At 71.4% G+C, this 26,179-nt stretch carries 23 protein-coding genes; 11 read left to right on the plus strand and 12 right to left on the minus strand.

Annotated features, from left to right (window positions below; all coding sequences use genetic code 11):
- Positions 1–77: 77 nt before the first annotated feature.
- Complete coding sequence (gabT, locus tag ACIHFD_RS15845) at positions 78–1,406, minus strand: 4-aminobutyrate--2-oxoglutarate transaminase (protein ID WP_397367489.1); 1,329 nt, start codon at positions 1,404–1,406, stop codon at positions 78–80.
- Between the two features lie 91 nt (positions 1,407–1,497).
- On the opposite strand from gabT, the gene ACIHFD_RS15850 reads away from it, so the two are divergent.
- Positions 1,498–3,012, plus strand: coding sequence for a PucR family transcriptional regulator (locus tag ACIHFD_RS15850; protein ID WP_397367490.1), 1,515 nt, complete (start codon positions 1,498–1,500; stop codon positions 3,010–3,012).
- Between the two features lie 4 nt (positions 3,013–3,016).
- Here ACIHFD_RS15850 and ACIHFD_RS15855 read toward each other — a convergent pair whose 3' ends face one another.
- The gene (locus ACIHFD_RS15855) at positions 3,017–3,643 is read right to left on the minus strand and encodes a TetR/AcrR family transcriptional regulator (protein ID WP_357734809.1); all 627 of its coding nucleotides are present in this window, start codon (positions 3,641–3,643) and stop codon (positions 3,017–3,019) included.
- Positions 3,644–3,939: 296 nt separating this feature from the next.
- Between ACIHFD_RS15855 and ACIHFD_RS15860 the strand changes: the two genes are divergently transcribed.
- Positions 3,940–5,367 (plus strand): aldehyde dehydrogenase family protein, encoded by a 1,428-nt coding sequence (locus ACIHFD_RS15860; protein ID WP_363984859.1) that lies wholly within the window; start codon positions 3,940–3,942, stop codon positions 5,365–5,367.
- Between the two features lie 243 nt (positions 5,368–5,610).
- On the opposite strand, the gene ispG is transcribed toward ACIHFD_RS15860, so the two are convergent.
- Together ispG and dxr are read right to left on the minus strand one after the other, a co-directional pair.
- Positions 5,611–6,774 carry a flavodoxin-dependent (E)-4-hydroxy-3-methylbut-2-enyl-diphosphate synthase gene (ispG, locus tag ACIHFD_RS15865; protein WP_363984857.1) on the minus strand — a complete coding sequence of 388 codons (1,164 nt, stop codon included), beginning with the start codon at positions 6,772–6,774 and terminating at the stop codon, positions 5,611–5,613.
- A gap of 39 nt (positions 6,775–6,813) precedes the next feature.
- A complete protein-coding gene (gene dxr, locus ACIHFD_RS15870; RefSeq protein ID WP_397367491.1) occupies positions 6,814–7,992 on the minus strand; it encodes a 1-deoxy-D-xylulose-5-phosphate reductoisomerase in 1,179 nt (392 codons plus the stop codon).
- A 198-nt stretch (positions 7,993–8,190) separates the two neighbouring features.
- Here dxr and ACIHFD_RS15875 point away from each other — a divergent pair, with 198 nt between their 5' ends.
- Positions 8,191–9,192 (plus strand): trypsin-like serine peptidase, encoded by a 1,002-nt coding sequence (locus tag ACIHFD_RS15875; protein WP_397367492.1) that lies wholly within the window; start codon positions 8,191–8,193, stop codon positions 9,190–9,192.
- A gap of 55 nt (positions 9,193–9,247) precedes the next feature.
- Entirely contained in the window at positions 9,248–10,390 is a 1,143-nt protein-coding gene (locus ACIHFD_RS15880) for a trypsin-like serine peptidase (protein WP_397367493.1), read from the plus strand.
- A gap of 18 nt (positions 10,391–10,408) precedes the next feature.
- Here the strand turns inward: ACIHFD_RS15880 and ACIHFD_RS15885 are convergent, their stop codons facing one another.
- Positions 10,409–10,624 carry a hypothetical protein gene (locus tag ACIHFD_RS15885; RefSeq protein WP_397367494.1) on the minus strand — a complete coding sequence of 72 codons (216 nt, stop codon included), beginning with the start codon at positions 10,622–10,624 and terminating at the stop codon, positions 10,409–10,411.
- A 1,104-nt stretch (positions 10,625–11,728) separates the two neighbouring features.
- Positions 11,729–12,829, minus strand: a complete 1,101-nt coding sequence (locus ACIHFD_RS15890) for a hypothetical protein (protein ID WP_397367495.1) — start codon at positions 12,827–12,829, stop codon at positions 11,729–11,731.
- A 345-nt stretch (positions 12,830–13,174) separates the two neighbouring features.
- Here ACIHFD_RS15890 and ACIHFD_RS15895 point away from each other — a divergent pair, with 345 nt between their 5' ends.
- Both ACIHFD_RS15895 and ACIHFD_RS15900 read left to right on the plus strand, forming a co-directional pair.
- Positions 13,175–14,581: an alpha/beta hydrolase gene (locus tag ACIHFD_RS15895; RefSeq protein WP_397367496.1), complete on the plus strand. Its 1,407-nt coding sequence runs from the start codon at positions 13,175–13,177 to the stop codon at positions 14,579–14,581.
- A gap of 77 nt (positions 14,582–14,658) precedes the next feature.
- Complete coding sequence (locus ACIHFD_RS15900) at positions 14,659–15,501, plus strand: GNAT family N-acetyltransferase (protein WP_355210862.1); 843 nt, start codon at positions 14,659–14,661, stop codon at positions 15,499–15,501.
- A 13-nt stretch (positions 15,502–15,514) separates the two neighbouring features.
- On the opposite strand, the gene ACIHFD_RS15905 is transcribed toward ACIHFD_RS15900, so the two are convergent.
- From ACIHFD_RS15905 to ACIHFD_RS15915, 3 genes are read right to left on the minus strand one after another with little or no spacing between them, the layout of a single operon-like run.
- The gene (locus ACIHFD_RS15905) at positions 15,515–15,892 is read right to left on the minus strand and encodes a DUF3037 domain-containing protein (RefSeq protein WP_397367497.1); all 378 of its coding nucleotides are present in this window, start codon (positions 15,890–15,892) and stop codon (positions 15,515–15,517) included.
- The gene (locus tag ACIHFD_RS15910; RefSeq protein ID WP_397367498.1) at positions 15,889–16,719 is read right to left on the minus strand and encodes a HipA family kinase; all 831 of its coding nucleotides are present in this window, start codon (positions 16,717–16,719) and stop codon (positions 15,889–15,891) included. Before ACIHFD_RS15910 ends, ACIHFD_RS15905 begins: the two co-directional genes overlap by 4 nt.
- Before the next feature lie 41 nt (positions 16,720–16,760).
- Complete coding sequence (locus ACIHFD_RS15915) at positions 16,761–17,930, minus strand: FAD-dependent oxidoreductase (protein ID WP_397367499.1); 1,170 nt, start codon at positions 17,928–17,930, stop codon at positions 16,761–16,763.
- 54 nt (positions 17,931–17,984) lie between these two features.
- Here ACIHFD_RS15915 and ACIHFD_RS15920 point away from each other — a divergent pair, with 54 nt between their 5' ends.
- Positions 17,985–18,449 (plus strand): MarR family transcriptional regulator, encoded by a 465-nt coding sequence (locus ACIHFD_RS15920; protein ID WP_363984841.1) that lies wholly within the window; start codon positions 17,985–17,987, stop codon positions 18,447–18,449.
- On the opposite strand, the gene ACIHFD_RS15925 is transcribed toward ACIHFD_RS15920, so the two are convergent.
- On the minus strand, positions 18,446–18,979 hold the full coding sequence (locus ACIHFD_RS15925; RefSeq protein ID WP_397367500.1) for a hypothetical protein: 534 nt from the start codon (positions 18,977–18,979) through the stop codon (positions 18,446–18,448). The genes ACIHFD_RS15920 and ACIHFD_RS15925 overlap by 4 nt on opposite strands.
- Positions 18,980–19,047: 68 nt before the next feature.
- On the opposite strand from ACIHFD_RS15925, the gene ACIHFD_RS15930 reads away from it, so the two are divergent.
- Entirely contained in the window at positions 19,048–19,590 is a 543-nt protein-coding gene (locus ACIHFD_RS15930) for a TetR/AcrR family transcriptional regulator (protein ID WP_397367501.1), read from the plus strand.
- 2 nt (positions 19,591–19,592) lie between these two features.
- Here ACIHFD_RS15930 and ACIHFD_RS15935 read toward each other — a convergent pair whose 3' ends face one another.
- Positions 19,593–20,462: a TIGR03619 family F420-dependent LLM class oxidoreductase gene (locus tag ACIHFD_RS15935; protein ID WP_350724416.1), complete on the minus strand. Its 870-nt coding sequence runs from the start codon at positions 20,460–20,462 to the stop codon at positions 19,593–19,595.
- Positions 20,459–21,706: an LLM class flavin-dependent oxidoreductase gene (locus ACIHFD_RS15940; RefSeq protein ID WP_397367503.1), complete on the minus strand. Its 1,248-nt coding sequence runs from the start codon at positions 21,704–21,706 to the stop codon at positions 20,459–20,461. Before ACIHFD_RS15940 ends, ACIHFD_RS15935 begins: the two co-directional genes overlap by 4 nt.
- Positions 21,707–21,794: 88 nt before the next feature.
- Here ACIHFD_RS15940 and ACIHFD_RS15945 point away from each other — a divergent pair, with 88 nt between their 5' ends.
- From ACIHFD_RS15945 to ACIHFD_RS15955, 3 genes are all read left to right on the plus strand, one after another.
- Positions 21,795–22,616, plus strand: a complete 822-nt coding sequence (locus tag ACIHFD_RS15945) for a TIGR03619 family F420-dependent LLM class oxidoreductase (RefSeq protein ID WP_397367504.1) — start codon at positions 21,795–21,797, stop codon at positions 22,614–22,616.
- A 9-nt stretch (positions 22,617–22,625) separates the two neighbouring features.
- Positions 22,626–24,068 carry a serine/threonine-protein kinase gene (locus ACIHFD_RS15950; RefSeq protein ID WP_397367505.1) on the plus strand — a complete coding sequence of 481 codons (1,443 nt, stop codon included), beginning with the start codon at positions 22,626–22,628 and terminating at the stop codon, positions 24,066–24,068.
- 106 nt (positions 24,069–24,174) lie between these two features.
- Positions 24,175–26,172, plus strand: a complete 1,998-nt coding sequence (locus ACIHFD_RS15955) for a PASTA domain-containing protein (RefSeq protein ID WP_397367506.1) — start codon at positions 24,175–24,177, stop codon at positions 26,170–26,172.
- The last annotated feature ends 7 nt before the right edge of the window (positions 26,173–26,179 follow it).

The raw sequence follows: 26,179 nt of genomic DNA on the forward strand, positions 1-26,179 counted from the left end.
CTACCCGAGCGACGCCACTTACACCACAAAATCGGACATCCAGCCGCAAGCCGGATGCCCGATTGATGGGGTTTGTTCTAGAGTTCCGCGATCGCCTTCTCCAGGATTCCGAGGCCCTCCTCAAGAAGGTGCTCGGGGATGACGAGCGGGGGCAGGAAGCGCAGGACGTTTCCGTACGTGCCCGCGGTCAGGACCAGCAGGCCCTCGGCGTGGCAGCGCTTGACGACCTCCTGGACGGCGGTGGGGTTCGGCTCCTTGGTGCCCGGCTCGACCAGCTCGATCGCGATCATCGCGCCCCGGCCGCGGACGTCGCCGATCACGTCGAAGCGCTCCTGGAGGGCCTTGAGGCGGGGGAGCATGATCTCGCCGATCCGGCGGGCCTTCGCGACGAGGTCCTCCTCCTCGATGGTCTCCAGCACGCCGAGCGCGGCCTCGCAGGCCAGGGGGTTGCCGCCGTACGTGCCGCCGAGGCCGCCGGCGTGCACCTTGTCCATGATCTCCGCGCGCCCGGTCACGGCGGCCAGCGGCAGGCCGCCCGCGATGCCCTTGGCCGTGGTGATGATGTCCGGTACGACGCCCTCGTCCTCGCAGGCGAACAGGTCGCCCGTCCTGGCGAAGCCGGTCTGCACCTCGTCGGCCACGAACACGATGCCGTTGGCCTTGCAGAACTCCGCGATGCGCGGCAGGAAGCCCCTGGCCGGCTCGATGAACCCGCCCTCGCCCGCGATCGGCTCGATCACCACGGCGGCCACGTTGCCCGGGCCGATCTGCTTGGTGATCATGTCGATGGCCTGCGCCGCGGCCTCCTCGGCGCAGTTCTCGGGGCCGGTGGGCCAGCGGTACGGGTACGCCAGCGGCACCCGGTACACCTCGGGCGCGAACGGGCCGAATCCGTGCTTGTACGGCATGTTCTTGGCCGTCAGCGTCATCGTGAGCAGCGTGCGGCCGTGGTAGCCGTGGTCGAACACGACGACGGCCTGCCTGCCCGTCGCGTGCCTGGCGATCTTGACCGCGTTCTCCACAGCCTCGGCGCCCGAGTTCACCAGGAACGTGCGCTTCTCGTGCTCACCCGGGGTCAGCTCGTTGAGCTTCTCGCACACCCGGACGTACGACTCGTACGGGGTGACCATGAAACAGGTGTGGGTGAAGTCGGCGACCTGCTTCTGGACGCGTTCGACGACCTTGGGCGCGGCGTTGCCCACGTTGGTCACGGCGATGCCGGAACCGAAGTCGATCAGCGAGTTCCCGTCGGCGTCCTGCACCACGCCGCCGCCGGCGCGGGTGACGAAGACCGGCAGCGTGGTGCCGATGCCGGGCGGGACGGCGGCCTGCTTGCGGGCCAGCAATTCCTGCGACTTGGGGCCTGGGATCGCGGTCACGACGCGCCGCTCCTGGGGAATGCTCATGATTCGACGCTACGGCGGGCTCCCACCTGCGCCGATACGTCGATATGTCACACTGAAGGTGGTCGTCTTTGCCGGAATGGACAAATTTCGCATGCCACCTACGCTCCGGACCGTCGTACGCCGCATGAGGCTCCGGCCGGTGGCCGGAATTCCCGGCCATGGGGCCCGCGGCGTGCTGGACGCCGCGGTGCGCTGGGTGGCGGTCAGCGAGCTCGCGGACCCGACACCGTACCTGGAGGGCGGGGAACTCCTCCTCACCACGGGCATGCGGATGGAAGGCGACCAGTCCCAGTATGTCGCCCGCCTCGTGGCCCGCGGCGTCGCCGGGCTGGGCTTCGGGGTCGGCGTCTCGCACGAGGAGGTGCCCCCGGCCCTGGTGACCGCCGCCGAGGAGGCGGGGCTGCCGCTGTTCGAGGTGCCGCGCGAGACCCCGTTCATCGCGATCGGCAAGGGGGTCAGCGAGCTGCTGGCGGCCGAGCAGTACGACGAGATCAGCCGCGCCTTCGCCGCCCAGGGCCGCCTGACGCGGGCGGCGCTCCGGCCGGAGGGCATGCACGCGGTGATCGACCGGCTCGCCAAGGAGGTCGGGGGGTGGGCCGCGCTGCTGGACGAGGCGGGCGAGGTCCGTCATGCCACGCGTGGGGCCGATACGGACGCCGTCGTCTCCGAGCTCTCCCGCCTCCGCACCGCCACCCGCCCCCCTGAGCCCCGCCTCCTGGAGCCCGGCGGTGGTGGGCTGCTGCCCGCGAGCCTGGCGTTGTCGGGGCCGGGGGAGCACATCGTGGTGCAGCCGCTGGGCGGCGGTGCGCGGCCGCGCGGCTTCTTCGCAGTCGGGGCCGGCCGGCCCTTCTCGCCCGTCACCCACACGGTGATCAACGCCGCGGGATCCCTGCTCACCCTGGCACTGGAGCAGGGCAGGACCCAGCTGGAGGCCGCGCGGCGGGCCCGCTCCGCCGTACTGGAGCTGCTGCTGTCGGGCGCGGGGGAGCAGGCGCGGGCGGTGCTGGGGCCGCTCGGCGGGCGGCTCCCTGAGGAGCCGCTGGCGGTGCTGGCGGCGGGCGCCGACGCGCTGGAGGCGCTGGAGCCGCTCGCGTTCGCGGCGCTGCTCGCCTCCTCGGGGGAGCGTCCGCTGGCCGTCGCCCTCGTGCCCGACACCGTGGCGGAGAAGGTGGCGCTGGAGGCGGACGCGCCGGTGGGCGTGAGCCTGCCGTGCGGTTACGCCTCCGAGGGCCTGAACGGCGCGCTGGACCAGGCGAGGCGCGCCCTGGCGGCGGCACCGGGGAAGGGGCGCGGCCGGGTGGTGAAGTTCGGGGAGCTGGCCGGGCAGGGGCTGCTCGGGCTGCTCGACCGGGCCGCCGCCCAGGCGTTCGCCGCCGCGCTGCTGGCCCCGCTCACCGCGTACGGGTCCCGGGCCGACCTGGTCGAGTCGCTACGCGCGTACCTCGACAGCAACGGCCACTGGGACGCGGCGGCGCAGCGGCTCGGCGTGCACCGCCACACCCTGCGCTACCGCATGAAACGTGTCACCGAGCTGCTGGGCCGTGACCTCGACGATCCGGGCGTGCGCGCCGAGCTGTGGCTCGCGCTCGAAGCCGTCCGCCGATGACGCGCTAATCCTGCTTCTCCACCCGGTAGCAGCAGATGGTCGCCGTCGTCACCGCTTCGTACGTGCGCCCGTCGCGCAGGTGACCGGCGCGTTCCAAGCTGATGGCCCCCTGGGCCGCCGCCCACAGCGCGTCCGCGATCTTGCGGGGCTGGGTCGGGACCAGATAGCCGGCGGAGATGCAGTCGGCGATCACCCGGTCGAGGATGTTCAGGGCGGCGCGGGCCAGGGTCCTGGCGCGCTCGCTGGGTTCGAAACCGGGGATCGCCCGCTCGAACATCAGGCTGTAGTAACCGGGCTCCGACAGGCACGCCTGGCGGTACGCGGGGCCGAGCGCGCTCAGGTGCTCGAACGGGTTGCGCCGCGTCGGCACCGCCTCCAGAAAGCGTCGAAACCGCTCGAACCCCTCCAGGTAGAGCGCCTCCGCCAACCCTTCCCTGTTGCCGAACATCGTGTAGATGACGGTCGTCGTGCATCCCGCCTCGGCCGCGATCCGGCGCATGGTCAGGCTCTCCGGCCCGTCGCTCTCGAGGAGGTTCACCGCCACGTCGAGGAGACGGGAGCGAAGTTCGTCGTGGGTGGCGCGCTCACCCAGCAGGTAGGCGCCTTGCAGCCCCAGCGGGGCCGAACTCATGAGGCCTCCTTTGCAGCCAAGGAGCAGCTATGCGTCCTTGTGACCTCACGCTGTTCGGTCACGGGGCCCACGCCTTTCTCAGATCGGGGGCCCGCCGCGCTGGAGACCCGCAAACGATGACTTAGCCATGGCGGAGATCGCTCAAACCACTCCGCATGGTAAACATCCCGAATTGGGTCTACTTCTGTTACATCATGGGTATACCAGGGGGCTTGTACTTAACGGTGAGCCCTGGTGGGAGTCTTGTGCACCATGGTGTAAATCCCCCATCTCCAGCTTGGCATAACGTCATGTGTATGGACGTGCGTACCTTCTGGCTGGCCGGCCGCGCCGCGACCGGGGACTCCGAGCTCACTGTGACCAACCCCGATGACGGCCGCGTGGTCGGGCGGCACTCCGTACCGACAGATGCCCAGGTCGAAGAGGCCATCGCGACCGCGCACGCGGTGGCGCGGGAGGCCGCCGCGCTGCCCGTGCACGTGCGGGCCGAGGCGCTGGCCCACGTGTCGCGCCGGCTCGCCGAGCGGGCCGACGAGATCGCCCACCTGATCACGGCCGAGAACGGCAAGCCGATCTTCTGGGCGCGCGGCGAGGTCAACCGCGCCGTCGCCACGTTCCGCTTCGCCGCCGAGGAGGCCCGCCGCTGGTCCGGCGACGTGCAGCGGCTCGACACCGAGCCCGCCGCGGCCGGGCGGCTGGCGTACGTCTCGCGCGTCCCGTACGGGCCCGTCCTGGCGATCACCCCGTTCAACTTCCCGCTGAACCTGGTCGCCCACAAGGTCGCCCCCGCCATCGCCGTCGGCGCCCCCGTCATCGTCAAGCCCGCCCCTGCCACGCCGCTCTCCTCGCTCGTGCTCGGCGAGATCCTGGCGGAGACGGACCTGCCCGCGGGGATGTTCTCGGTGCTGCCGATCGAGAACGAGCGCGCCTCCGCGCTCGTCCAGGACCCCCGGCTCCCGGTGGTGTCGTTCACGGGCTCCGCGCCCGTCGGGTACGCCATCGCCGACCAGGTCCCGCGCAAGCACGTGACGCTCGAACTGGGCGGCAACGCCGCGGCCGTCGTGCTGTCCGACGCCGACCTCGACTGGGCCGCGCAGCGCATCGCCCTCTTCTCCAACTACCAGGCCGGCCAGAGCTGCATCGCCGTGCAGCGGGTCATCGTCGAGCAGCCCGTGTACGACGCCTTCGTCGAGCGCCTCCTCCCGGCCGTCTCCGGCCTCGTCACCGGCGACCCGGCGGACGAGAAGACCCAGGTGGGCCCGCTGGTCTCGGAGGCCGCCGCGAAGCGCGTGGAGCAGTGGGTCGAGGAGGCCGTCGCCGCGGGCGCCCGCGTCCTGGCCGGCGGCACCCGCGAGGGCGCCACGATCGCCCCGACCGTCCTCGCCGACGTCCCGCACGACGCCAAGGTGGCGTGCGAGGAGGTCTTCGGCCCCGTCATGATCCTCCAGCGCGCCGCCTCGATCGACGAGGCGTACGCGATGGTCAACGACTCGAAGTACGGCCTGCAGGCCGGAGTGTTCACCCGCTCCCTGGACGCCGCCTTCCGGGCGAACCGGGAGCTGGAGGTGGGCGGCGTGATCATCGGCGACGTCCCCTCGTACCGGGCCGACCAGATGCCGTACGGCGGGGTGAAGGACTCGGGGATCGGACGCGAGGGGCTCCACTCGGCGATGGAGGACCTCACGTACGAGAAGGTCATGGTGCTCACGGGCCTGACGCTCTAGCGCCCTGCCCCTCCGCATCCCGCGAGCCCCGCACCCCTCCGGGGGCCTGCGGGGCTCACGCTTGCATCGACCACCGGACGCCTCCGCGGCGGCCACGGAACGGCGGGGCTCGGCGCCCCTGAGGTGTCGGCGTGCGACTCAGGGGGCCGTGTGCCCGGGGTGTCGGGGCTCCGGGGTGTGAAGCCGTGTGGTGGCGCGCCATGAGTGTGGCGGGCCACCCGGGCGGGGGCGAGGGGCGGTGGGTCAGCTGACGATGACCTGGGGGCCGGAGTCGTCGTCGAGGTCGACGTCGACGCCCATCTCCTCGGCCAGCCGGAGCGCCTCCTCGATCAGGGTCTCCACGATCTGCGACTCCGGCACCGTCTTGATGACCTCGCCCTTGACGAAGATCTGCCCCTTGCCGTTGCCCGAGGCCACCCCCAGGTCCGCCTCCCGGGCCTCCCCGGGGCCGTTGACGACGCAGCCCATCACGGCCACCCGCAGCGGCACCTTCAGGCCCTCCAGCCCGGCGTGCACCTGGTCGGCGAGGGTGTAGACGTCCACCTGGGCCCGGCCGCAGGACGGGCAGGAGACGATCTCCAGGCCGCGCTCGCGCAGCCCGAGCGACTCCAGGATCTGGGTGCCGACCTTGACCTCCTCCACCGGAGGCGCGGAGAGGGAGACGCGGATCGTGTCGCCGATGCCCTCCGCCAGCAGCGCGCCGAAGGCGACGGAGGACTTGATGGTCCCCTGGAAGGCCGGGCCGGCCTCGGTGACGCCCAGGTGGAGGGGGTAGTCGCACTTGGCGGCGAGCAGCCGGTACGCGTTGATCATCACGACCGGGTCGTTGTGCTTGACCGAGATCTTGATGTCGCGGAACCCGTGCTCCTCGAACAGCGAGCACTCCCAGAGCGCCGACTCCACCAGGGCCTCGGGCGTGGCCTTGCCGTACTTCTGGAGCAGGCGCGGGTCGAGCGACCCGGCGTTGACGCCGATGCGGATCGGCACCCCGTGGTCGGCCGCCGCCCGGGCGATCTCGCCCACCTTGTCGTCGAATTTCTTGATGTTGCCGGGGTTGACCCGAACCGCCGCGCAGCCCGCCTCGATGGCGGCGAAGACGTACTTCGGCTGGAAGTGGATGTCGGCGATGACCGGGATCTGCGACTTCTTGGCGATGATCGGCAGCGCGTCGGCGTCGTCCTGGGACGGCACGGCCACGCGTACGATCTGGCAGCCGGACGCCGTGAGCTCCGCGATCTGCTGCAACGTGGCGTTGATGTCGGCGGTCACCGTGGTCGTCATCGACTGCACCGAGACGGGTGCGTCGCCGCCCACGGGGACGCTGCCGACCATGATCTGGCGGGAGTGTCGGCGTTCGGCGAGCGGCTTGGGACGGACCGTCGGGATGCCGAGAGCTACAGAAGACATTTCAACCCTTACTGTGACGACGGTTTCCAGTCTAGGTAGTCAGCGGGACAGCTCGATCGCGCGGGCCCGGGCCCAGGCGTCGGCCGCGAGCACCTCCTCGACCGAGTCGGCCGGGGTGACCTGGTGCTCCTCGACCACCTTGGCCACGGTGTCGACGATCGCCAGGAACGGCAGCTCGCCCCGCATGAACGCGTCGAGGCACGCCTCGTTGGCCGCGTTGTAGACGGCGGGCGCGGTGCCGCCCTCGCCGCCGACGTGCCTGGCCAGCGCGACGGAGGGGAACGCGACGTCGTCGAGGGGTTCGAACGTCCACGTGTGCGCCTTGGTCCAGTCGATGGCCCGTGCCGCACCCGGGATGCGGTGGGGGTGGCTGAGCGCGAGCGCGATCGGCAGCCGCATGTCGGGCGGGCTGGCTTGGGCCACGGTCGAGCCGTCGACGTATTCCACCATGGAGTGGATGATCGACTGCGGGTGGACCACGACCTCAATGCGGTCGAAACCCAAGTCGAACAGCAGGTGCGCCTCGATGACCTCCAGCCCCTTGTTGACCAGGGTGGCGGAGTTGATCGTGATGACCGGGCCCATCGACCAGGTGGGGTGGGCCAGCGCCATCTCGGGCGTGACGCCGGACATCTCCTCGCGCTTCATCCCCCGGAACGGCCCGCCGCTCGCGGTGATCACGAGCTGCTTGACGCTGTCGGGGTCGTAGCCGTCGGGGCCCGAGGCCCACAGGCACTGCTGCACCGCCGAGTGCTCGGAGTCGACCGGGAGGATCTGGCCGGGCTTGGCGAGCCGCTTGACCAGCGGGCCGCCGATGATCAGGGACTCCTTGTTGGCCAGCGCGAGGGTCCTGCCCGCCTCCAGCGCGACCAGCGTGGAGGTCAGCCCGAGCGCGCCGGTGATGCCGTTGAGCACCGTGTCGCACTGCCAGGCCGCCACCTCCGCGACCCCTTCGGGCCCGCCGAGCACCGCGGGCTTCGCGCCGTGCGCGGACAGCGCGTCCTTCAGCTCGGGCACGGCCGCCGCGTCGGCCACCGCGACCACCTCGACGCCGAACGTCGCCGCCTGCCTGGCCAGCAGGTCGACCCGCCCGCCGCCCGCCGCCAGCCCGGCGACCTTGAAGCCGCCGGGGTTGGCGGCGATGACATCGAGGGCCTGGGTGCCGACGGAGCCGGTGGAGCCGAGCACCACGACGGATCGGAGGGTCTCTTCTTGCACCTGTCCATTGTCCCCGCTGCAGGGCGCGCTCGGGCACGCGGCACCGACCGCGTCAAAATCCCAGCACTTATGTGACCCGAGATAACGCAGTGAATTAATGCCGGAATGCGGCTATATCGGTATGCGCAAATCTTGAGAAATCCGGATATTGCTACGGCTACCTTCCGTACCCCAGGTCCGGTTTTCGGGAGGTACGTAATGCACCGCGCAGTCGTTCTGCTTTCCACCCTCACCCTCACCGCCGGCGGCGCCGTCCTGCTGCCCGCCGGTGGGGCGCAGGCCGGCGTACAGATGAGGCCCAAACCCGCCCAGTACGCGGCGGCGGACACCGCGTCCGAGCAGCGGCAGGTCCTGACGTACTGGACCGAACAGCGGATGGAGGCGGCCCAGCCGCTGGACGCGCCCGGCCCGAAGAAGGGGGCGAAGATGGCGCTGGGAGAGCCTGCCGAGGGCACCCCGTGGACGGCGCCGCCCACCGGGGCGACGCGTGCCGGGGCGGAGTTGCAGTCGGCCCGGTCGTCCGGCGAGCCATGGACCGGCTCCGGCGCGGTCGTGAAGACCACCGGCCGGATATTCTTCACCACGCAGGGACGCAACGCGTCCTGCTCGGGTTCGGCGGTGACCAGCGCGAACAAGAGCGTGGTCCTGACCGCCGGCCACTGCGTCAAGCTGAACGGAACGTTCCATACGAACTGGGTCTTCGTGCCCGGCTACAACAACGGCAACCGCCCGTTGGGCACCTGGGCGGCCACGAAACTGCTGACCACGCAGCAGTGGAACGCGAGCGAGGACATCAACTTCGACGTCGCCGCCGCCGTCGTCGCGCCGCTGGAGGGCAAGGCGCTGGTGGACGTCGTGGGCGGCCAGGGCGTCGCGTTCAACCAGGGGAGAAGGCAGCAGATGTACGGGTTCGGCTACCCGGCGGCGGCGCCGTACGACGGCTCGAAGCTCATCTACTGCAGCGGTCGGACCTTCGACGACTTCCTCGCGAGCGAGGACCACGGCCTGACCTGCAACATGACCGGCGGTTCCAGCGGCGGCCCCTGGATGCTGAATTTCAACGAGTCGACCGGCCTCGGCACCCAGAATTCGGTCAACAGCTTCAAATACAACTTCGCCCCCAACTGGATGTTCGGCCCATATTTCGGGAACGAGGCGCAGAGCGTCTACCAAGCGGCACAGAGCACCAACGCACTCTGAGGTATTTACCGAAAGTAGTCACAAGAACACATCTCGTAGTGCAGACTCGGGGGGCATGACCTTGAGCACCCCCCTGCTAGCGGCCGCCCCGCTTCTGGCGGGGCTGATCGGGCCCGCCCTCCTCGGTGCGGCCCCCGGCCAGCAGCAGGCCGACCCACCCGACCACAGGGCGATGCGTCACCAGATAGTCGAGCACGTGGCCGCCCGCACCAGCGCCGAGCAGCGGCGCGTGCTCGACTACTGGACACCGGAGCGCATGGCCAAGGCGCTGCCGATCGACCTGCTGGACAGCGTGTCGGACGGCGCGGGCCTGCTGAGCGGCGTGACGGAGCACACGGAGATACGCACCGCTCCTGACGTGTCGAGCCGGCGCCTGACTCCGCGAGGCGACGGCGTGACCACGGGCGTGTCGGGTGACGGCCTGGCCGCCTGGCTGTGGGGCCGCACGCCCCGGCACCAGGCGGCGGCCGCCCGGCGGGACCAGGGGGGCGCGGCCAAGCGGCCGGAGACCAACACGGTCGGCTCGCGCTGGATCACCGGCGGCGCCGTGGCCAGGACCACCGGCCGCGTCTTCCTGACCGTGCGCGGGGCGGACTTCGTCTGCTCGGCCAGCACCGTGCGCAGCGCCAACAGGGACGTCGTGGTCACCGCCGGGCACTGCGTCAAGGACGGCGCGGGCGGGTGGGCCGCCAACTGGACGTTCGTCCCGGCGTACGGGATGGGCGGGGCGCAGCGGTTCGGGCAGTACGCGGCCCGCCGCATGTTCGTCGCCGGGCCCTGGTCGAGCCGTGGTGACGACAACTTCGACGTGGGCATGGTGGCGCTGGCCACGTCCGGCGGCAGGCACGTGGCCGACGTGGTGGGCACGCAGGAGATCGCCTTCAACGCCGCTCGCGGGGGTCAGGTGTTCGGCTTCGGCTACCCGGCGGACCCGCCGTACGACGGGCATCACCTGGTCTACTGCGCGGGGCGGCTGCGGGCCGACCCGTACGGGCAGAGCCGCGATCAGGGGGTGGGCTGCGAGATGACGGCGGGATCGAGCGGCGGGCCGTGGATGACCACGTTCGACCTGGCCACGGGCAAGGGGACGATCACGTCGGTGAGCAGCTTCAAGTACAGCGACGACCAGCGCACCATGTACGGCCCGTACTTCGGCGACGCCACCAAGGCCCTCTTCGACACGGCGGAGCATGCGTAGTCCAGTCGCCGATGGCGATCAGCGCAGGGATTCTCTCGCTATGGCGACGTGTTGCATGACGTCGCTCTTCGGCAGGTCGGCCAGGAGCTCGTCCCGGTCGGGGCCGCTGATCAGGGCCAGATCGCCAAGTATGGCCTTGATCAGCGGCCTGACGTCGTCCGAGTTCCATTCCTTGATCGCGCGAAGGTAGGTTTCACGTCGCTCCTGGCCGCTGCCCGGATTCAGCTCCAGCACCTCCAGCAGCCCTCGCAACGGCGCTCCGCGCCCCCAGGCGGGCTCGCCTTGGTCGATCGTGGATAGGAACGGCCAGATGGCCTGGAAGACCGCCATCTGGTCCGCGTCGTAGCAGAAGCGGGCTTCGGCCGCGAGCCGCAGGAGGCCGCGCGCTTCCCGTAACGGATCGGGCAGAGGTGCGATCTCGAACGTGATGCCTTCCGGGACCAGGTGCAAGGCCATGTCCGAGAGCTCTGGGACAGCGTCGATCATGATGACGAGGCTCGTCGCGAGACTCCAGCCGCCGGAACAGCCGGACGGTCAGCGGCTGCCACTCCGGCTTCGAGAGCTCCTGCAGGAAGTCGATGACGGGACGGCGGCTGGAGAGCGTCGCCCAAGACAGCAGTGTCCTGAGCAGCCCGTCGTCGACCTCGCGCAACACCGAGTTGGCGTCTCCGACGATCTCGTTGAGGAGAGCGGCCACCAAGCGCGCGATGAGGAACTCGCCGAAGGTCGCGTGCAGGAATTCGTAGGTGTGGAGCACCTCCTTGTCGCGGGTGGCCCGGGCCTCGTGCACGAAGAAGAACTTGCCCGGCGCCAGGTCGCCCGAGCTGAGCGGGGCGGCGAACCCGGCACCGGGCTCGGGCCGGTCCAGCTTCAGCGCCTTCAGATCCTGGTCGAACTCGGTGCTGGTCGCCCACTGCCGCCCCCGGTTGAACATCGAGAAGGCCACGCAGGCGAGATGCACCAGCTCCCGCTCGACCAGCCCGGCCACCTCGGCACGCGGATGGGCCTTCTCCAGCTCGCGCTCGACGAACCTCCTCACCAGGCGCTCGTAGAGCTCCGCCTCGCCCAGCTCGGCGGCGGAGTGCAGGGCGTTGCTGTCGGCGTCGTACAGCGCGAGCATCAGCAGGAGCAGTGGCTGCCCGGCGAGGGAAGCCTGCCGGCTCACCACGTCGGGGGTGAGCCGGCGCAGTCCATGCTGCTGGAAGTAGTCGGCGTTGGCGCTGTTCCAGATCCGCAGCCAGTGTGCGATCTGTTGTTGGTCGAACGGTGCCAGGCTGACCACACAGGTGCCCTCGGGGAAGCTCGCCCGGTTGGCGACGGCCGTGCGGCTGGTGACGATCACGGCCACGGCGCGCCCCGCGTCCGACTCCCGCTGCTGGAACCTGGCGACCTGCTCCAGATAGTCGGTCTGCCGCACCCCGGTGGCCTGCAGCAGCTCGTCGAACCCGTCGAGGAACACGACGGGCAGCACCCCGTCGTGCCCGCCCCGGGCTGCCCGAGCACGACCAGCGGCCGCTCCGTGGCGCCCCTGCCCGTCAGGAAACCGGCCAGGAACCCGGCGAGATCCTCTCTGACCTCGGCCTCCTCCCACCAGGACTCGGCGCTCGGGTCGTCGGACGCGGTCGTCTCGGCGACCTGGTAACGAGGGGCGAGGTAGGCCTGGTCCAGCGTGGGCAGCTCCATGCCCGCCGGGACGTGCCCCGTCTCGGCGACCGGGCGGGTCAGCGCGACCCGGTGCAGCCGGGACACGGTCTCCAGTTGGGCGGGCAGCGCGGCGCCAGAGGCGAGCATGCCAAGCAGTCGCCGCAGCTCGGCCAACCCCTCGCGGGTCGCCTGGTGATCGACCTGCCCGGCCCAGAACGCGAACTCCGGGACGTCCAGGGCCAGCCGCCGGTAGGTGTCGGTGTAACGGCGCAGGGCCGCTTCGGTCAGGGCGCCGTCCCCGAACACCGCGCGGGCCTGCTCCCACTCGTGCTCGCGGAGCCGCCCGCGCAGGTCGGACAACGCCGCGATGCCGGCGCCGATCCGCCCGTACGTGGCCTCGATCTGGTCGATGTTCCGCTCGAAGGGCCGGTGAGGGGCGGGACACGGAATCTCCGGCATCTTGAGGACCGCGCGCTGCTCGTCCTTGCCGAACCGCAGGTCCTTGAGGTCGAAAGGCAGCTCGAAGCCCTCCAGCGCCTCCAGGTAGGCGGTGACGACGAGGATCGCGTGCGCGGCCTCCAGCCTCTCGGTACGGCTGCGCCACACCTTGTCGGAACGCCAGTCCCGCCACCGCCCCAGCAGGTCGTTCCCGACCTTGATGAGCTCGTTCTTGGCCTCGATCAGGTCCCAGACCCCCAGGGTGCCGACCCCCAGCAGGGTGTCCAGGGCCTTGACCGCCGGGTCCTGCCCGCCCAGGAGCCGGACCGCGTCGACGTACCGATGTCCCCTCGCCATGCCGGGATGGTAGGCCGCCGCTGGGCTATCCGCGTCCCGATATAGGACGGTTACGTCGTGCAATCGCGCGATTACAAGTTGGCAAGCTTTTCCCCATACTCAACGTGATCAACCGGTCGCTCACGGGAGCATCGCAAGGCCTATGAACAAGGAGGGGGCCGGGTGAAGCGGGTCGTTGGGGTTGTCGCCGGTGTCGCGGTGCTCGTCGGAGGGATAGCCAGCGGGGATGGGACGGCGGTGGCCAGCGGTGCGAGACAGGCGCCGGCGGCCATCGCCTGGGGACCGTGTCCGATAGGGAGTAGCGGGAGGCCGGCGCCGGCCAACCTGGAGTGCGGCACCCTACGCGTGCCGCTCGACTACCGGGAGCCGTGGGGCCAGACGATCGAGCTGGCCGTCAACCGCGTCCGGGCCAGGGTCTCCAGGAGCGCCAACTACCTGGGCGCGCTCCTGGTGAACCCGGGCGGGCCGGGCGCGCCGGGGCGGAGTCTGGCCGAGTTCGTGGCCTCGTCCCTGCCGTCGGACGTGAGCGAGCGCTACGACATCGTCGGGTTCGACCCGCGCGGCGTCGGGGGCAGCGAGCCGACGCTGCACTGCGTGGACCCGGCGGTGTTCTTCAAGGCCCCGCGGCCGGATGCGGTGCCGAAGGGACCGGCCGAGGAGCGGGAACTGCTCGACAGGGCGCGCGAGTTCGCGGACCGGTGCGGCGCGCGCTGGTCCTGGCTGCTGCCGCACCTCACCACCGAGAACTCCGCCAGGGACATGGACTCGATCCGTGCCGCGCTCGGCGAGCAGAAGATCAGCTACCTCGGCTACTCGTACGGCACCTACCTGGGCGCCGTCTACGCCACGCTCTTCCCGGCCAGGGTCAGGCGGCTGGTCATGGACAGCACGGTCGACCCCACGGGCGTCTGGTACGACGCGAACATCCGGCAGGACAGCGCCTTCGAGCACCGCCACCGGCAGTTCCTGGCCTGGACGGCCAAGCACAACGACGTCTACCGGCTGGGCACCTCGCTCAAGCAGACGTCGTTCGCCTACTACGCGATGCGCGACCGGCTGCGGGCCCGCCCGGCCGGCGGCATCGTGGGGCCGAGCGAGCTGGACGACACCTTCACGGTCGCCGGGTACAGCGACCGGGTCTGGCCCGCGTTCGCCGCGGCCTGGTCCGCGTACGTGCGGCAGGGCGACGTGAAGGGCATGGTGGACATCTACAAGAAGCACGGCGAGGACGACAAGGCGGACGAGAACGGCTACGCCTCCTACCTTGGCGTCCAGTGCAGGGACGCCAAGTGGCCGCGCAAGTGGGAGAAGTGGCGCGAGGACATGACCCGGCTGCACCGCCGGGCGCCGTTCCTGACCTGGCCGAACGCCTGGTTCAACGCCCCGTGCGCCTTCTGGCCGGTGCGGGGCGGGACGCCGATCGAGGTGCAGGGCTCGCAGAACCTGCCGCCGGTGCTCCTCATCCAGTCCCGTGACGACGCCGCGACGCCGTTCAAGGGGGCCCTGGAGATGCGCAGGCACTTCGTCCGCACGGGCATGGTGATCGACGCCGGCGGCAACCACGGCGTGTCGCTGACGGGCAGCGAGTGCGTGGACGAGCACCTGGCCGCGTACCTGCGGGACGGCACGGTGCCGCCGCGAGACGTGGAGTGCGCCGCGCAGCCCGAGCCGCGCCCGTCGACCCACATGACGGCGGACGCCGTGAGCCCTCCGGCCGGGCTGCTCGGGATCCTCGGCACCCTTGGGCTCTGACTGACGTCAAGAAAGGATTACCGTGGCCGTCACCCACTGAGCCAATCGGTGCCCCTTCGCGTAGTGTGACCTTTGTGATGCTGCGTACATCGGCGTCGCGCGTGCTCGACGACAGCGACCGGGACGAGGTCCTAGCCCTGCTGGACACCGACCCGGTCGCGAACGTCTTCGTCTCCTCCAGAGTGCGGGCCGTCGGACTCAATCCGGCGAGGCTGGGTGGGCAGATGTGGGGGTTCGGCGCGCGAGGCGGCCTTGTGTCACTCTGTTACGCCGGGGCCAACATGGTGCCCGTCAACGCCGGCCCCGAGGCCGTGCACGCCTTCGCCGACCGTGCCCGCAAGCAGGGGCGCCGCTGCTCCTCCATCGTGGGCCCGGTCGACGCCGTCTCTCTGCTGTGGGAGCGTCTCGAGCCGCACTGGGGCCGGGCGCGCGCCATCCGCTGGGCTCAGCCGGTCATGGCCACCTCACGCACGCCGCCGGTGCCCGCCGATCCGCTCGTACGCCGGGTGCGGCCGGAGGAGTTCGACATACTGCTGCCCGCCTGCGTGGCCATGTTCACCGAGGAAGTCGGCGTCTCGCCCAACCTCGGCGACGGCGGCGCGCTCTACCGGACCAGGGTCGCCGAGCTGATCAGGATCGGCCGCTCCTACGCGCGCATCGACGACGGCCGGGTGGTGTTCAAGGCTGAGGTCGGGGCCGTCACGCCGCAGGCCTGCCAGATCCAGGGCGTCTGGGTCGCCCCCGAGCTGCGGGGGAAGGGCCATGCCGTGGCCGGCATGGCCGCCGTCGTGGAGGCCGCGAGGAGCCTGTTCGCCCCCGTGGTCACGCTGTACGTGAACGACTTCAACCTCTCGGCCAGGGCCGTCTACCGCAAGGTTGGCTTCCAGGAGGTCGACACCTTCATGTCCGTCCTTTTCTAGATACGGATGAGTTCTAGATACGGACGAGTTTGTCGAACAGCCTGGCCAGCTCGGTGTCGGGGTCGGCGGTGAGGCCCGCGTGCACGGGCCCGGTCTGGATGATCGTGCTGCGCGGCGCGGTCAGCCAGCGGAACCTGCCGCCGAGCGACTCCTCGGCCAGCGGTCCCGGCCGCTCGCCGCAGGCCAGCTCGTACGCGCTGAGCGCACGGCGTACCTCGTCGAGGTCGGCGTTCGGGTCGAGGGCGCGCAGCCGGGCGGCGTCGAGCTCGACCCGCGCGCACAGGTAGCCGCGCGGCTGGCAGTAGAGGAGCACGCCCGCGTTGATCAGCTCGCCGCGCTCGACCTTGGGCATGACGCGGATCACCGCGTACTCGTAGACGTCCCTGGTCACCGGCTTCCTCCCCGCCAGAACTCGCCCACCGACCCCGGGCCGCCGTGCGGCGCCTTCGCCTCGCCGCGCACGAGCCACTCGCGCGGCCCGTGCGCCCGCTCCATCAGATGATCGACGTACGCCTCGCGCACCGCCTCCGGGCCGTCGAACCCCGGCTCGCCGTCCAGCCACTCGTCGGGCACCATCGCGGTCACGCTCACCAGCAGCTCCCGCGTGATCCGCGCGGCCAGCCGGTCGCCCGCGGCCTCGACGTCACCGGCGAAGGGCGCGAGCACGTGGTCGCCCGCGTCGAACTTCCGCTGAGGGTCGGCCGTGCGCCAGTTGTGGTGGAACCAGAGCGCCGCGCCGTGGTCGATCAGCCAGGTCTCGCGGTGCCAGACCAGCATGTTGGGGTTGCGCCAGCTGCGGTCGATGTTGTGGATGAGTCCGTCGAACCACGCCACCCTGGCCGCGAACACCGGGTCCGCCGCCCACGCCAGCGGCTCGAACCCCAGCGCGCCCGGCAGGAAGTCGACCGCCAGGTTGAGGCCGGTGCTGGCCTTGAGCAGGTCCTGCACCTCTTCGTCCGGCTCCCGGATGCCGATCTGCGGGTCGAGGTCGATGAGCTTGAGATCGGGGGTCCTGAGCCCCAGCCTGCGGCCCAGCTCGGCCGCGACGATCTCGGCGACGAGCACCCGCCGCCCCTGGCCCGCCTCGCGAAACTTCACCACGTACGTGCCCAGGTCGTCGGCCTCGACGACGCCGGGCAGCGAACCACCCTCACGCAACGGGGTCACGTAACGGGTGGCTGAGATCCTTTCCAGCACAGGACGAAGGCTATCGCCCATCCGGGCCCTCCTTCTCCCGGGACGGCGCGCGACGGGACCGGTCAGCCGGCCGGGCGGCGGAAGGGGGCGAAGGGGTGGTCGCGGGAGGCGTCGACGGCGGTGAAGGCGTAGTCGAGCATGCGGCGCTCGTACGCGGCCTTGGCGCCGGCGAGGGGCTGCCCCTCGGCCGCGGCCGCCGCGAGCAGCTCGCTCAGCAGGTGGGCGTCCCGCAGGCCCACGTTGGCGCCCTCGCCCCGGCCGGGGCCCATGCTGTGCACGGCGTCGCCGACCAGCGTGACCGCGGGCTCGGCCCAGGGCTCCACCCGCCGTGCCGAATGGAGCTGCAGCGCAAATGTCGCCTCCGGGTCGGCCTCGCGCACGATGCGCCGCACGCCCTCGTGCCAGTCCCGCGTCGTGTCCATGGCCAGCCGGTGCAGCCCGGCCGGGGAAACGCCGTCGGGCCGGGGGCCGGACACGGTCATCGTCCATGAGAAGTAGCCGGGGACGTCCGTCAGGTGCGTGCCGGGAGCGTGGCGGGCCACGGCCTCGGGCACGGGGGTGAGCGGGCGGCAGGTGGCGACGGCGATGGCCGTGCCGTCGGGGGCGGTGATCCGGTTGAAGGAGTCGATCAGCTCGGGCGGCGTGGCGGCCACCAGTTCGGGCGTGATCCACGTGCGGCCGTACAGCGTCCAGCCGAGGTCGTCCACCACGGTGCCGGGCAGGAGCTGCGCCCGCACCCGCGAGCCCACGCCCTCCGCACCCACGAGCAGGTCGCCGTCCACCTGGTGGCCGCCCGCGAAGTGGGCGCGCACGCGGCCGCCGTCGAGCCGTTCGTACCGCTGGTAGTCCATGCCGAACCGGACCTCGCCCGCCGGCTCGGCCAGGAGGATCTCGCGGAGCGTGAGCCGGTTGACGCCCAGCCCGTCGACGCCCGGCCGCTGCTCGGGGATGTCCTTGGCGAACTTGGGCCGCAGGCCGGCGTCCATGAAGATCATGCGGGTGGCCGGGCGGATGGAGGTCGCCACGGCCAGGTCGAACAGGTGGTCCGGCAGGCAGGCCCGCAGCGCCCGCGCGCCGGTGTCCTTGAGGCTGATGCGGTAGCCCTGGGGGCGGTGGGCGGCCGAGGGGTCGCGTTCGAAGAGGGTGACGGCGAGGCCCGTCCGGCGCAGGCCCTGGGCAAGGCACGATCCGGCGATACCACCTCCCACGATCAAGACGTGTGTGTCGGTCATGTCGCGACTGTAACTGTCGCGACAGTAAATGTCCATGCGGGGTATTCTCGGGAGATGAACGAGAACCGTGCGCCGCAGTCGACGTTCGAGCTGGTGCTGGGGGGAGGGTCGCTGCTCGTGCAGGTGGGCAGGGAGCTGAACACCGAGACCGAGCGGCGCCTGGCGCCCCTCGGGCTCACGGCGCAGCAGGCCGCGCTGCTGCTGCACGCCTCGCGCGGCGGCGGCACGCCCAGCCTGCTGAAACGACGGCTCGGCACGGACACGGCCGGGATGACCAGGCTGCTCGACCGGCTGGAGGCCAAGGGGCTGCTGCGGCGGGAGCGGCATCCCGAGGACCGGCGCTCGATCGTCATCGAGCTGACGGACGAGGGGCGGGCGCTGGTGCCCAGCCTGCCGCCGATCTTCGGGAGGATCAGCCACCAGGTGTTCGCGGGGTTCTCGCCGGAGGAGGTCGCGCAGGTCACCGACATGCTGCGGCGGATCCTGGAGAACCTCGCCGAGGAGGGGCCGGGCGCCTAGAGAGGCCGGGTGGCGCGGGCGCGGAAGGTGGCGAGCATGACGCGGCGGATCAGGCCGCTGCCCAGCCGGATCACCATCCAGTACCGCAGGAACGCGCGCCGCGCGTCCTCGCTCGTGGCCACCACGCGGGTCTCCGTGACGAGCCTGATCCGCCCCTCGCCCGCCTCGTCCAGCCGGAAGGTCAGCGTGCCCTTGGCGTAGCCGGGACGGTCGAACGCGTGGAAGTCGGCGGCGCCGGAGATCGTGCCGCTCTTCTCGGCGTGCCCGAGGCGCCACCACTGCCCGATGAGCCCCATGACCAGCTCGTGCCCCGGGTCCTCGCCGAGCGGCGTGAAGCGGGGCGCGCTCCGGTGCGGCCGGCCGCCGCTGAGGCGCGCGGCCAGGTTGCGGACGGCCACGACGGCCCGCAGGTCGAACGAGCCCGGGTCCGCGACGGCGGCCCAGACGCGCTCGCGGGAGGCGTTGATCACGATGGAGTGCCGCTCGGAGGCGTCGGGCCGCGGGATGAACCGGTCCGTGAGCGTGGGCATGGGGGCCACCTCTTTCCATACGGATGCGTATGGTCTGACTATACGGTGGCGTATGGAAGGATGGGAGAGTGGGTCGGTTGAACGCGGACGACTGGGCGCGGGCCGCGCTGGAGGCCCTGGCGGAGGGTGGGCTGGCCGCCGTGGCCGTGGAGCCGGTGGCGGTGCGGCTCGGCGTCTCGAAGGGCAGCTTCTACTGGCACTTCCCCAACCGCCAGGCGCTGGTCGAGGCGGCGCTGCGGCGGTGGGAGGCCGGCACCGAGGAGATCATCGCCCGGCTGGAGCCGGTGCCCGATCCGGCCGAGCGCATGCGGACGCTGCTGGAGTGGGCCTTCGGCGACGGGCGTGACGCCGCCGTCTCGTTCCGGCTGATCAGCGAGGCCGACGACCCGGCCGTGGGTGCGGTGGTGCGGCGGGTGAGCGAGCGGCGGCTGGCGTTCATGCGAGCCGTCCTGGAGGAGGTCGGCCAGCCGCCGGACGAGGCGGCCCGGCGGGCGCTGACCGCGTACGGCGGCTATCTCGGCCTGGCCGCCCTGGCCCGCATCGGCGCGGTGACGGAGTCGCCGAAGGGCCTGGCCGAGGCCCTGGAGGAGCTGGGCCTGCGGCCTCGGTGACGTCAGAGCTTGGCGATGACCTCCTCGGCGAAGCGCTCCATGGTGGCGATCTTGAGTTCCAGCGTTCCTTCGCCGTACCTGGCCTTCTCCTCCGGGGTGGCCAGCCACCACGGCGCCGCCATGGTCCCGGTGACGCCCTTGGCGGCGAAGCGGCGGTAGGTGTCGGCGTCCGGCATCACCGCGAGCGGCGCGATGATGTCGAGGGGCTCGCTCCGGCCGCTCTCGTCGAGGTGGCCGCGGAGCGTGGCCAGCACCACGTCGAACTGCTCCTCCGTGTAGATCCGGTTCCCGATCCAGCCGTCACCCAGCCGGGCGGCCCGGCGCAGGGCCGCGTCGCTGTCGCCGCCCACGTAGACGGGGATCGGCCGGTCGGGGGTGGGCGAGATCGACAGCTCGGGCAGGCCGTCCAGGGCGACCGTCTCGCCGGCCCAGAGCGAGCGCAGCGTCGGGAGCATCGCGTCCAGCCGCCGTCCCCGCGTGTGGAAGTCCTGCCCGGTGCCGACGAACTCCTCCTTGCACCAGCCCACCCCGACCCCGAACGTCACGCGGTCCCTCGACAGCACCGCCGCCGTGGACACCTGCTTGGCCACGGTGAACAGGTCGCGGGCGGGCGCGATGTAGACGTTCGGGGAGAAACGCAGGGTCGTGGTCACCGCCGCCATGGCGCCGATCGTCACCCACACGTCCGGCCAGTGCGTACGCGCGTCCCAGCGCGGCCGGCCCGAGCGCGAGTACGGGTACGGCGAGGCGAAGTCGGCGTAGAACAGGTGGTCCGACAGTGTGAGCGTGTCGAACCCGCACCGCTCGGCCGCCCGCGCCAGCTCCAGGAACTGGTCGGTGTCGACGAACGAGGCCCCCAGCCAGAATTTCATTGGAACTCCGGGATGACCTTGGTGGCGAACAGCTCCAGGTTCCGCTTGACCGTGTCCAGCGGCAGCACGCCCTGCTGTCCCTGCATGTAGAGCCCGAACCACTCCAGGTCGGGCATGCGGTCGAGCATCCGCTGGATCCCGCGCTTGACGTCGTCCGGCGTGCCGAACAGCGCCATCTCCACGTCGTTCATCCGCTTGGCGTCGCCCTTCTCGGGGGAGATGGGCTTGTGCTTCTCGTCCTCCTTCTTGCGCAGCACCTCCAGGTAGCCGAACGGGCCGAAGAAGGCGGCGAAGTCCTTGGGGATGCTGCGGCCGAAGGTGTTGATGGCCTCCTCGGTGGTGTCCGCGATGCCGACGATCTTGAGGATGCCGGTGTGCTCGCCCAGCTTGTACTGGCGGCCCTGCTTGGCCGACTCCTCCTGGTAGAGCTTGGCCTTGGCGGCGTGGTCGTCGGGATTGGGGGTGAACATCCACGGCAGGATGTCCTCCTGGGCGGCCCTGATGACCGACCGGTCCGAGATCGTGAACGGCTGCCACAGCTCGGGGTGCGGGTTCTGGTACGGCCTGGGGCAGACCGAGACGGCCTGCACCTTGCCGTCCTCGGAGAGCTCGCCCGGCGCGCCGAACGTCTGGGTCCACTCCAGCGCGGGCCATCCCTCGATGCCCTCGAACGGATACGGCACCTGGTAGTCCAGCACGTCCGACTTGTAGCGCAGCGTCTCCTGCGTCCACGCCATCTTCATGATCTTCAGCACCTCGCCGAAGACGTCGAAGTTCCGCGTGTCGGAGGCCGACCCGTCGGAGCGCGCGGCGGCGGCGTGCCAGCGCTGGCCCAGCACGTTCATCCACCGGTTCTGGTAGCCGCGCGCCACGCCGAGCCGCAGCCGTCCCTTGGAGAACTGGTCGAGCAGCGCCACGTCCTCGGCGGCTCTGATCGGGTCCCAGGCGGGCAGCACCAGGCCGAGCGGCGCGAGCAGGATCCGCTCGGTCCTTGCGGCGAGGTCGGTGAGGAACATCAGCGGGTTGACCGAGAACTCCATGCCTTCGGAGTGGAAATGGTGCTCGGTCATCATGAGCGCGTCGAACCCGAGCTGATCGGCGTGCACGGCTATCTCCCGCACCTCGTGCAGCAGCTTCTGGTACGACTCCGTGTCGCGCCCGATCGGGCGTTTGGCCTTGGCGTTCTCCTCGGCCGCGTACCCGGAGCCGGGAATCTGCGGATTCAGGAAGATAGAAAACTTCACCGGGGACCTCTTTCCGCGGAATGGTCTTCTGCAAGGTACTCTGGAAATCTTAACCGAGCAATCGCTTGGTTAACTAGGAGGAGGTCCCATGAGACTCGGGGTCACGATGTTCACCACGGATCTGGCCATGCCGGTCCAGGACCTCGCCCGAGCAGCGGAGGAGCGCGGCTTCGACTCCCTCTACGTGCCCGAGCACACCCACATCCCGGTCTCGCGCCGCACCCCTCCCGCGGCGGGGCAGGACGTCCTGCCCGAGGAGTACAAGCGCACGCTCGACCCGCTCGTCGCCCTGTCCTTCGCCGCCGCCGCGACGCGCCGGCTGCGCGTCGGCACCGGCATCCTGCTCGCCGCCCAGCGCGACCCCATCGTGACCGCGAAGGCCATCGCCACGCTCGACCACCTCTCGGGCGGGCGCGTCGTGGTCGGGGTCGGCTTCGGCTGGAACGTCGAGGAGATCGAGAACCACGGCGTCCCGTACGCGCGCCGCCGCGAGGTGGCCAGGCGGAACATGCTCGCCATGCGGGCGCTGTGGCGGGATGAGGTGGCCTCGTTCGACGGGTTCGAGCCGTCCTGGTCCTGGCCCAAGCCGGTCCAGGAGCCGCCGGTGTACGTGGGCGGCGCGGCGGGGCCGAAGCTGTTCGCCCACGTCGCCGAGTACGCCGAGGGCTGGATGCCGATCGGCGGCAAGGGGATCAGGTCGGCGCTGCCGATGCTCCGCGAGGCGTGCGAGAAGGCCGGGCGGCCGATGGCCAAGGTGATCCCGTTCGGGACGCTGCCGACGGAGGAGAAGCTCGACTATTTCGCCGGGCTCGGCATCGAGGAGGCGGTGGCCACCTTGCCCAGCGCGCCTGCGGATACGGTGCTGCCGATCCTCGATGATTATGCGCAACTGATCGATTGCCCGGCATAATCAGGAAATATGTCCGAACTCCGAGCCGATGATCCGCGACAGCTGGGATCGTACCGCCTGTCGCGCAGGCTCGGCCAGGGCGGGCAGGGCGTCGTCTACCTCGGCCACTCCGAGCAGGGCGCCCAGGTCGCGATCAAGCTGCTGCACGCGAGCCTGTCGGGCGACCCCGACGTGCGGCGCAGGTTCCTGGGAGAGGTCGAGGCGGTCCGCAGGGTGGCCGCGTTCTGCACGGCGCAGCTGATCGACGCCGATCTCGAGGGCGACCGGCCCTACCTGGTCAGCGAGTACGTCGAGGGCCCCTCGCTCCTGGAGCATGTGGTCGCCAAGGGGCCGCGCCTGGGCGGGTCGCTCGAACGCCTGGCCATCGGCACCGCCACCGCGCTCGGGGCCATCCACCGGGCCGGGGTGGTCCACCGGGACTTCAAGCCGGGCAACGTGCTGCTCGGGCTCGACGGGCCGAGGGTGATCGACTTCGGGGTGTCCCGGCTCATGGACACGGCGGCCACCACCAACGCGATGCCGGTCGGCACTCCGGCGTACCTGTCGCCCGAGCGCATCAAGGGCGAGCCCGCCGGGCCGCCCGCCGACCTGTGGGCGTGGGGGCTGACGGTCGCGTACACGGCGACGGGGCGGCACGCGTACACGGCGGACACCTACCAGGAGGTCCTGGCCAGGATCCTGTACGGGAAGGCGGACCTCGGGCCGCTGACCGGGCGGCTGCGGGAGATCGTGGCGGCCTGCCTGGCGCCGGAGCCGGGGGAGCGGCCGGACGCGGAGGAGGTGCTGCGGCGGCTGCTGGGACAGGAGGCAGGGGGCGGCGACGTGCTGTCCTCGGGCGCGCAGGCCGCCGTCGGCCCGTCCGGTGTCTCGCCCGTCACCGGGTCCGGCAGGACGTTCGCCGATCGCGAGCTGAGCACCGCCGGGCTCCGGCTGGTGATGGAGACCGCGCCGCCCAGCGGCGAGCCGGGGCGCATCCACGACCCTGACCCCACCACGAGCTTCCCCGCCGTCAGCCGCGACACCGCTCCCGAGCCCCCGCCCCGCAGGCGGGTGAAAGCCTGGCAGGTGGGCGTGGCCGCGGCGGGCGTGGCCATGGCGGTGGCCGGGTTCGTGTTCTGGCTGCGCGGCGCCCAGGAGCCGGGGCTGGTCGGGACGTGGACGGGCTCGGCCGAGCACTTCACCGCCCAGCGGGTCTTCCCCGTCGAGCTGCGTCTGGGCCCCGACAACGACGGCGGGGCCATGCTGTGGGGATCGGACCTGCACTGCTCGGGACGGCTCCTGCGGCACGGGAGCGGCATGGTCTTCACCCTCGACCGGGTCACGGGCGACGAATGCTATCCGGGGACATTGCGGATGATCCCGACGTCGGCGTCGAACCAGATGGACATCAAGGTGACGCGCGAAGGTAAGGACGAGGTGACCTATTCGGGCACGGTCACCCGCGCATCCTGACCAGCTGTGTCACGGTCAGGCGGCGATGCCCTGACCACAGTTGACTCGGGGCGGCCCGTTGCTTTCAGTAGAAAGCAGGCGAGGGTGGCGGCGAGGGGAGACGCCCGTGCCGACGGCGCAGCCGCTCAGAACGGGGGACCCGCAGCGACTCGGACAGTACGAGCTGTCCGGGCGACTGGGTGAAGGTGGTCAAGGCGCGGTCTTCCTGGGCTGGAGGAGCGGGGAGACCTACGCGGTCAAGCTGCTGCACGGACCCGTGGGTGACGAGCGGGCGGCGTTCCTGCGGGAGGTCGAGCTGGCCAAGCACGTGGCGAGGTTCTGCACCGCCCAGGTGATCGACGCCGGGTTCGACGAGGGGCGTCCGTACATCGTCAGCGAATATGTCGACGGGCCGTCGCTGCACAGGGAGGTCGCGCTCACCGGGCCGCGGCGGGGCGGGGCGCTGGAGCGGCTGGCGGTCAGCACGGTGACCGCGCTCACGGCCATCCACCGGGCCGGGATCGTGCACCGCGACTTCAAACCGCAGAACGTGCTGCTCGGCTCCGACGGGCCGCGCGTCATCGACTTCGGCCTGGCCAAGGCGCTGGACGCGGCGGCCACGGTGAGCGGGCGCGGGGTGGGCACGCCCGCCTACATGGCGCCTGAGCAGATCACGGCGTCGGCCGTCACGGGGGCCGCGGACGTGTTCTCGTGGGGCGCGACGATGTGCTTCGCGGCCAACGCCACGGCGCCGTTCGGGCAGGACTCGGTCGCGCCGGTGCTGCACCGCATCCTGACCGCGCCGCCCGAGCTGGGACGCCTGGACGGGCGGCTGCGGGCCCTCGTGGAGGCGTGCCTGGACAAGGACGCGCGCAACCGGCCCACCAGCAGGGACCTGCTGTTCGAGCTGCTGGGGGAGTCGGAGGTGCCGTCGGAGGTGCTGAGCTCGCCGCCGGCCCACATCCTGCGGGTGCCGCCGCTGGTGCCCGAGCAGCGCTCGTCGGAGCGGGAGCCGATGGCCGAGCCGGAGGCCACGGGGGTGGCCGGCGGCTACCTGCTGCCCGACTCCCGCGCCGGCGCGTCCGCGCCCACGGAAGAGACCGGCGCGTTCACGCCCACGGAAGGGAGCGTGTCCGCGCCCGCGTCGTTACCCGCGGGCTCCGGGCCGGGGAACGATCCATCACCGGCGGGGTCGTCCAGGGTCGCCTGGCCCAGGGCCGCGATCGCGGTCTGCGCGGCCCTGCTGGTGACGGCCGCCGTGCTGCTCACCGCCCACATACCCACGGCGAACACGGCCGAGCGGCCCCAGTCGCCGCAGGGGGCCGGCCCGTCGGTCCCCCCGCAGTCGGATCCGGTGAAGTCCCGGCCTCCGGCGGACAGGACGACCGCGCAGAAGGTCCCGCTCAAGACCACGGGGACGCTGGATGCGCGCGGGCCCACGACGCCGCCGCCGTCGGCGGTGCGCCCCGCCGCGGTCCCTGTCCCGGCCCTGGCGGGTATGGACAAGGGCGCGGCCACGAAGGCGATCAAACAGGCCGGGCTGGTGCTCGGCACCGTCACCCAGCTCGACTCGCCGAAGCGGATCGGCCAGGTCCTCAGCGCACAGCCCGCCCCGGGCATGCTGGTGACCAGGGGCAGCAAGGTCTCGCTGGAGGTGTCGGCCGGGGTGCCCGTGCCCGCGGTCACGGGCCTGCAGCGCAAGGCCGCGGAGAGCGCACTCACCGACGCGGGCCTGGCGGTGGGCGCCGTCACCCGCTCCTGCATCGACCGGCCGGACGGGCAGGTGCTCTCCACGCAGCCCAAGGCGGGCGGGCGCGTCACGGGCGGCACCCCGGTGGCGCTCACGGTCGCGCGCAACGGCGCCGCGGTCCCGTCGGTCGTCGGCCAGGCGCTGGAGGACGGGCGGGCGGCGCTGGTCGCGGCCGGGTTCACGGTGCGGACGAAGGGCCAGGTCGTGGACGACGAGTCGCGGGTGGGCACGGTCCTCGACCAGAGCCTCCAGCCCGGCACCTGCGCCAGGCCGGGCAGCGCGATCGAGATCGCCTTCGGCCTGGCCGGCCAGTCGGGCCCGGACCCGGGTGAGCCCGGGGAGACCCCCACCACCGGCCCGACCTCGGACGAGTGACGACTCA

This window comes from Nonomuraea sp. NPDC051941 (assembly GCF_044593615.1).

What these genes read in the sequence shown, in the direction of transcription:
- gabT (WP_397367489.1), bottom strand. Translation starts at nt 1,406, where the DNA reads ATGAGCATTCCCCAGGAGCGGCGCGTCGTGACCGCGATCCCAGGCCCC.
- ACIHFD_RS15850 (WP_397367490.1), top strand. Translation starts at nt 1,498, where the DNA reads ATGCCACCTACGCTCCGGACCGTCGTACGCCGCATGAGGCTCCGGCCG.
- ACIHFD_RS15855 (WP_357734809.1), bottom strand. Translation starts at nt 3,643, where the DNA reads ATGAGTTCGGCCCCGCTGGGGCTGCAAGGCGCCTACCTGCTGGGTGAG.
- ACIHFD_RS15860 (WP_363984859.1), top strand. Translation starts at nt 3,940, where the DNA reads ATGGACGTGCGTACCTTCTGGCTGGCCGGCCGCGCCGCGACCGGGGAC.
- ispG (WP_363984857.1), bottom strand. Translation starts at nt 6,774, where the DNA reads ATGTCTTCTGTAGCTCTCGGCATCCCGACGGTCCGTCCCAAGCCGCTC.
- ACIHFD_RS15875 (WP_397367492.1), top strand. Translation starts at nt 8,191, where the DNA reads ATGCACCGCGCAGTCGTTCTGCTTTCCACCCTCACCCTCACCGCCGGC.
- ACIHFD_RS15880 (WP_397367493.1), top strand. Translation starts at nt 9,248, where the DNA reads ATGACCTTGAGCACCCCCCTGCTAGCGGCCGCCCCGCTTCTGGCGGGG.
- ACIHFD_RS15890 (WP_397367495.1), bottom strand. Translation starts at nt 12,829, where the DNA reads ATGGCGAGGGGACATCGGTACGTCGACGCGGTCCGGCTCCTGGGCGGG.
- ACIHFD_RS15900 (WP_355210862.1), top strand. Translation starts at nt 14,659, where the DNA reads ATGCTGCGTACATCGGCGTCGCGCGTGCTCGACGACAGCGACCGGGAC.
- ACIHFD_RS15910 (WP_397367498.1), bottom strand. Translation starts at nt 16,719, where the DNA reads ATGGGCGATAGCCTTCGTCCTGTGCTGGAAAGGATCTCAGCCACCCGT.
- ACIHFD_RS15915 (WP_397367499.1), bottom strand. Translation starts at nt 17,930, where the DNA reads ATGACCGACACACACGTCTTGATCGTGGGAGGTGGTATCGCCGGATCG.
- ACIHFD_RS15920 (WP_363984841.1), top strand. Translation starts at nt 17,985, where the DNA reads ATGAACGAGAACCGTGCGCCGCAGTCGACGTTCGAGCTGGTGCTGGGG.
- ACIHFD_RS15925 (WP_397367500.1), bottom strand. Translation starts at nt 18,979, where the DNA reads ATGCCCACGCTCACGGACCGGTTCATCCCGCGGCCCGACGCCTCCGAG.
- ACIHFD_RS15935 (WP_350724416.1), bottom strand. Translation starts at nt 20,462, where the DNA reads ATGAAATTCTGGCTGGGGGCCTCGTTCGTCGACACCGACCAGTTCCTG.
- ACIHFD_RS15945 (WP_397367504.1), top strand. Translation starts at nt 21,795, where the DNA reads ATGAGACTCGGGGTCACGATGTTCACCACGGATCTGGCCATGCCGGTC.
- ACIHFD_RS15950 (WP_397367505.1), top strand. Translation starts at nt 22,626, where the DNA reads ATGTCCGAACTCCGAGCCGATGATCCGCGACAGCTGGGATCGTACCGC.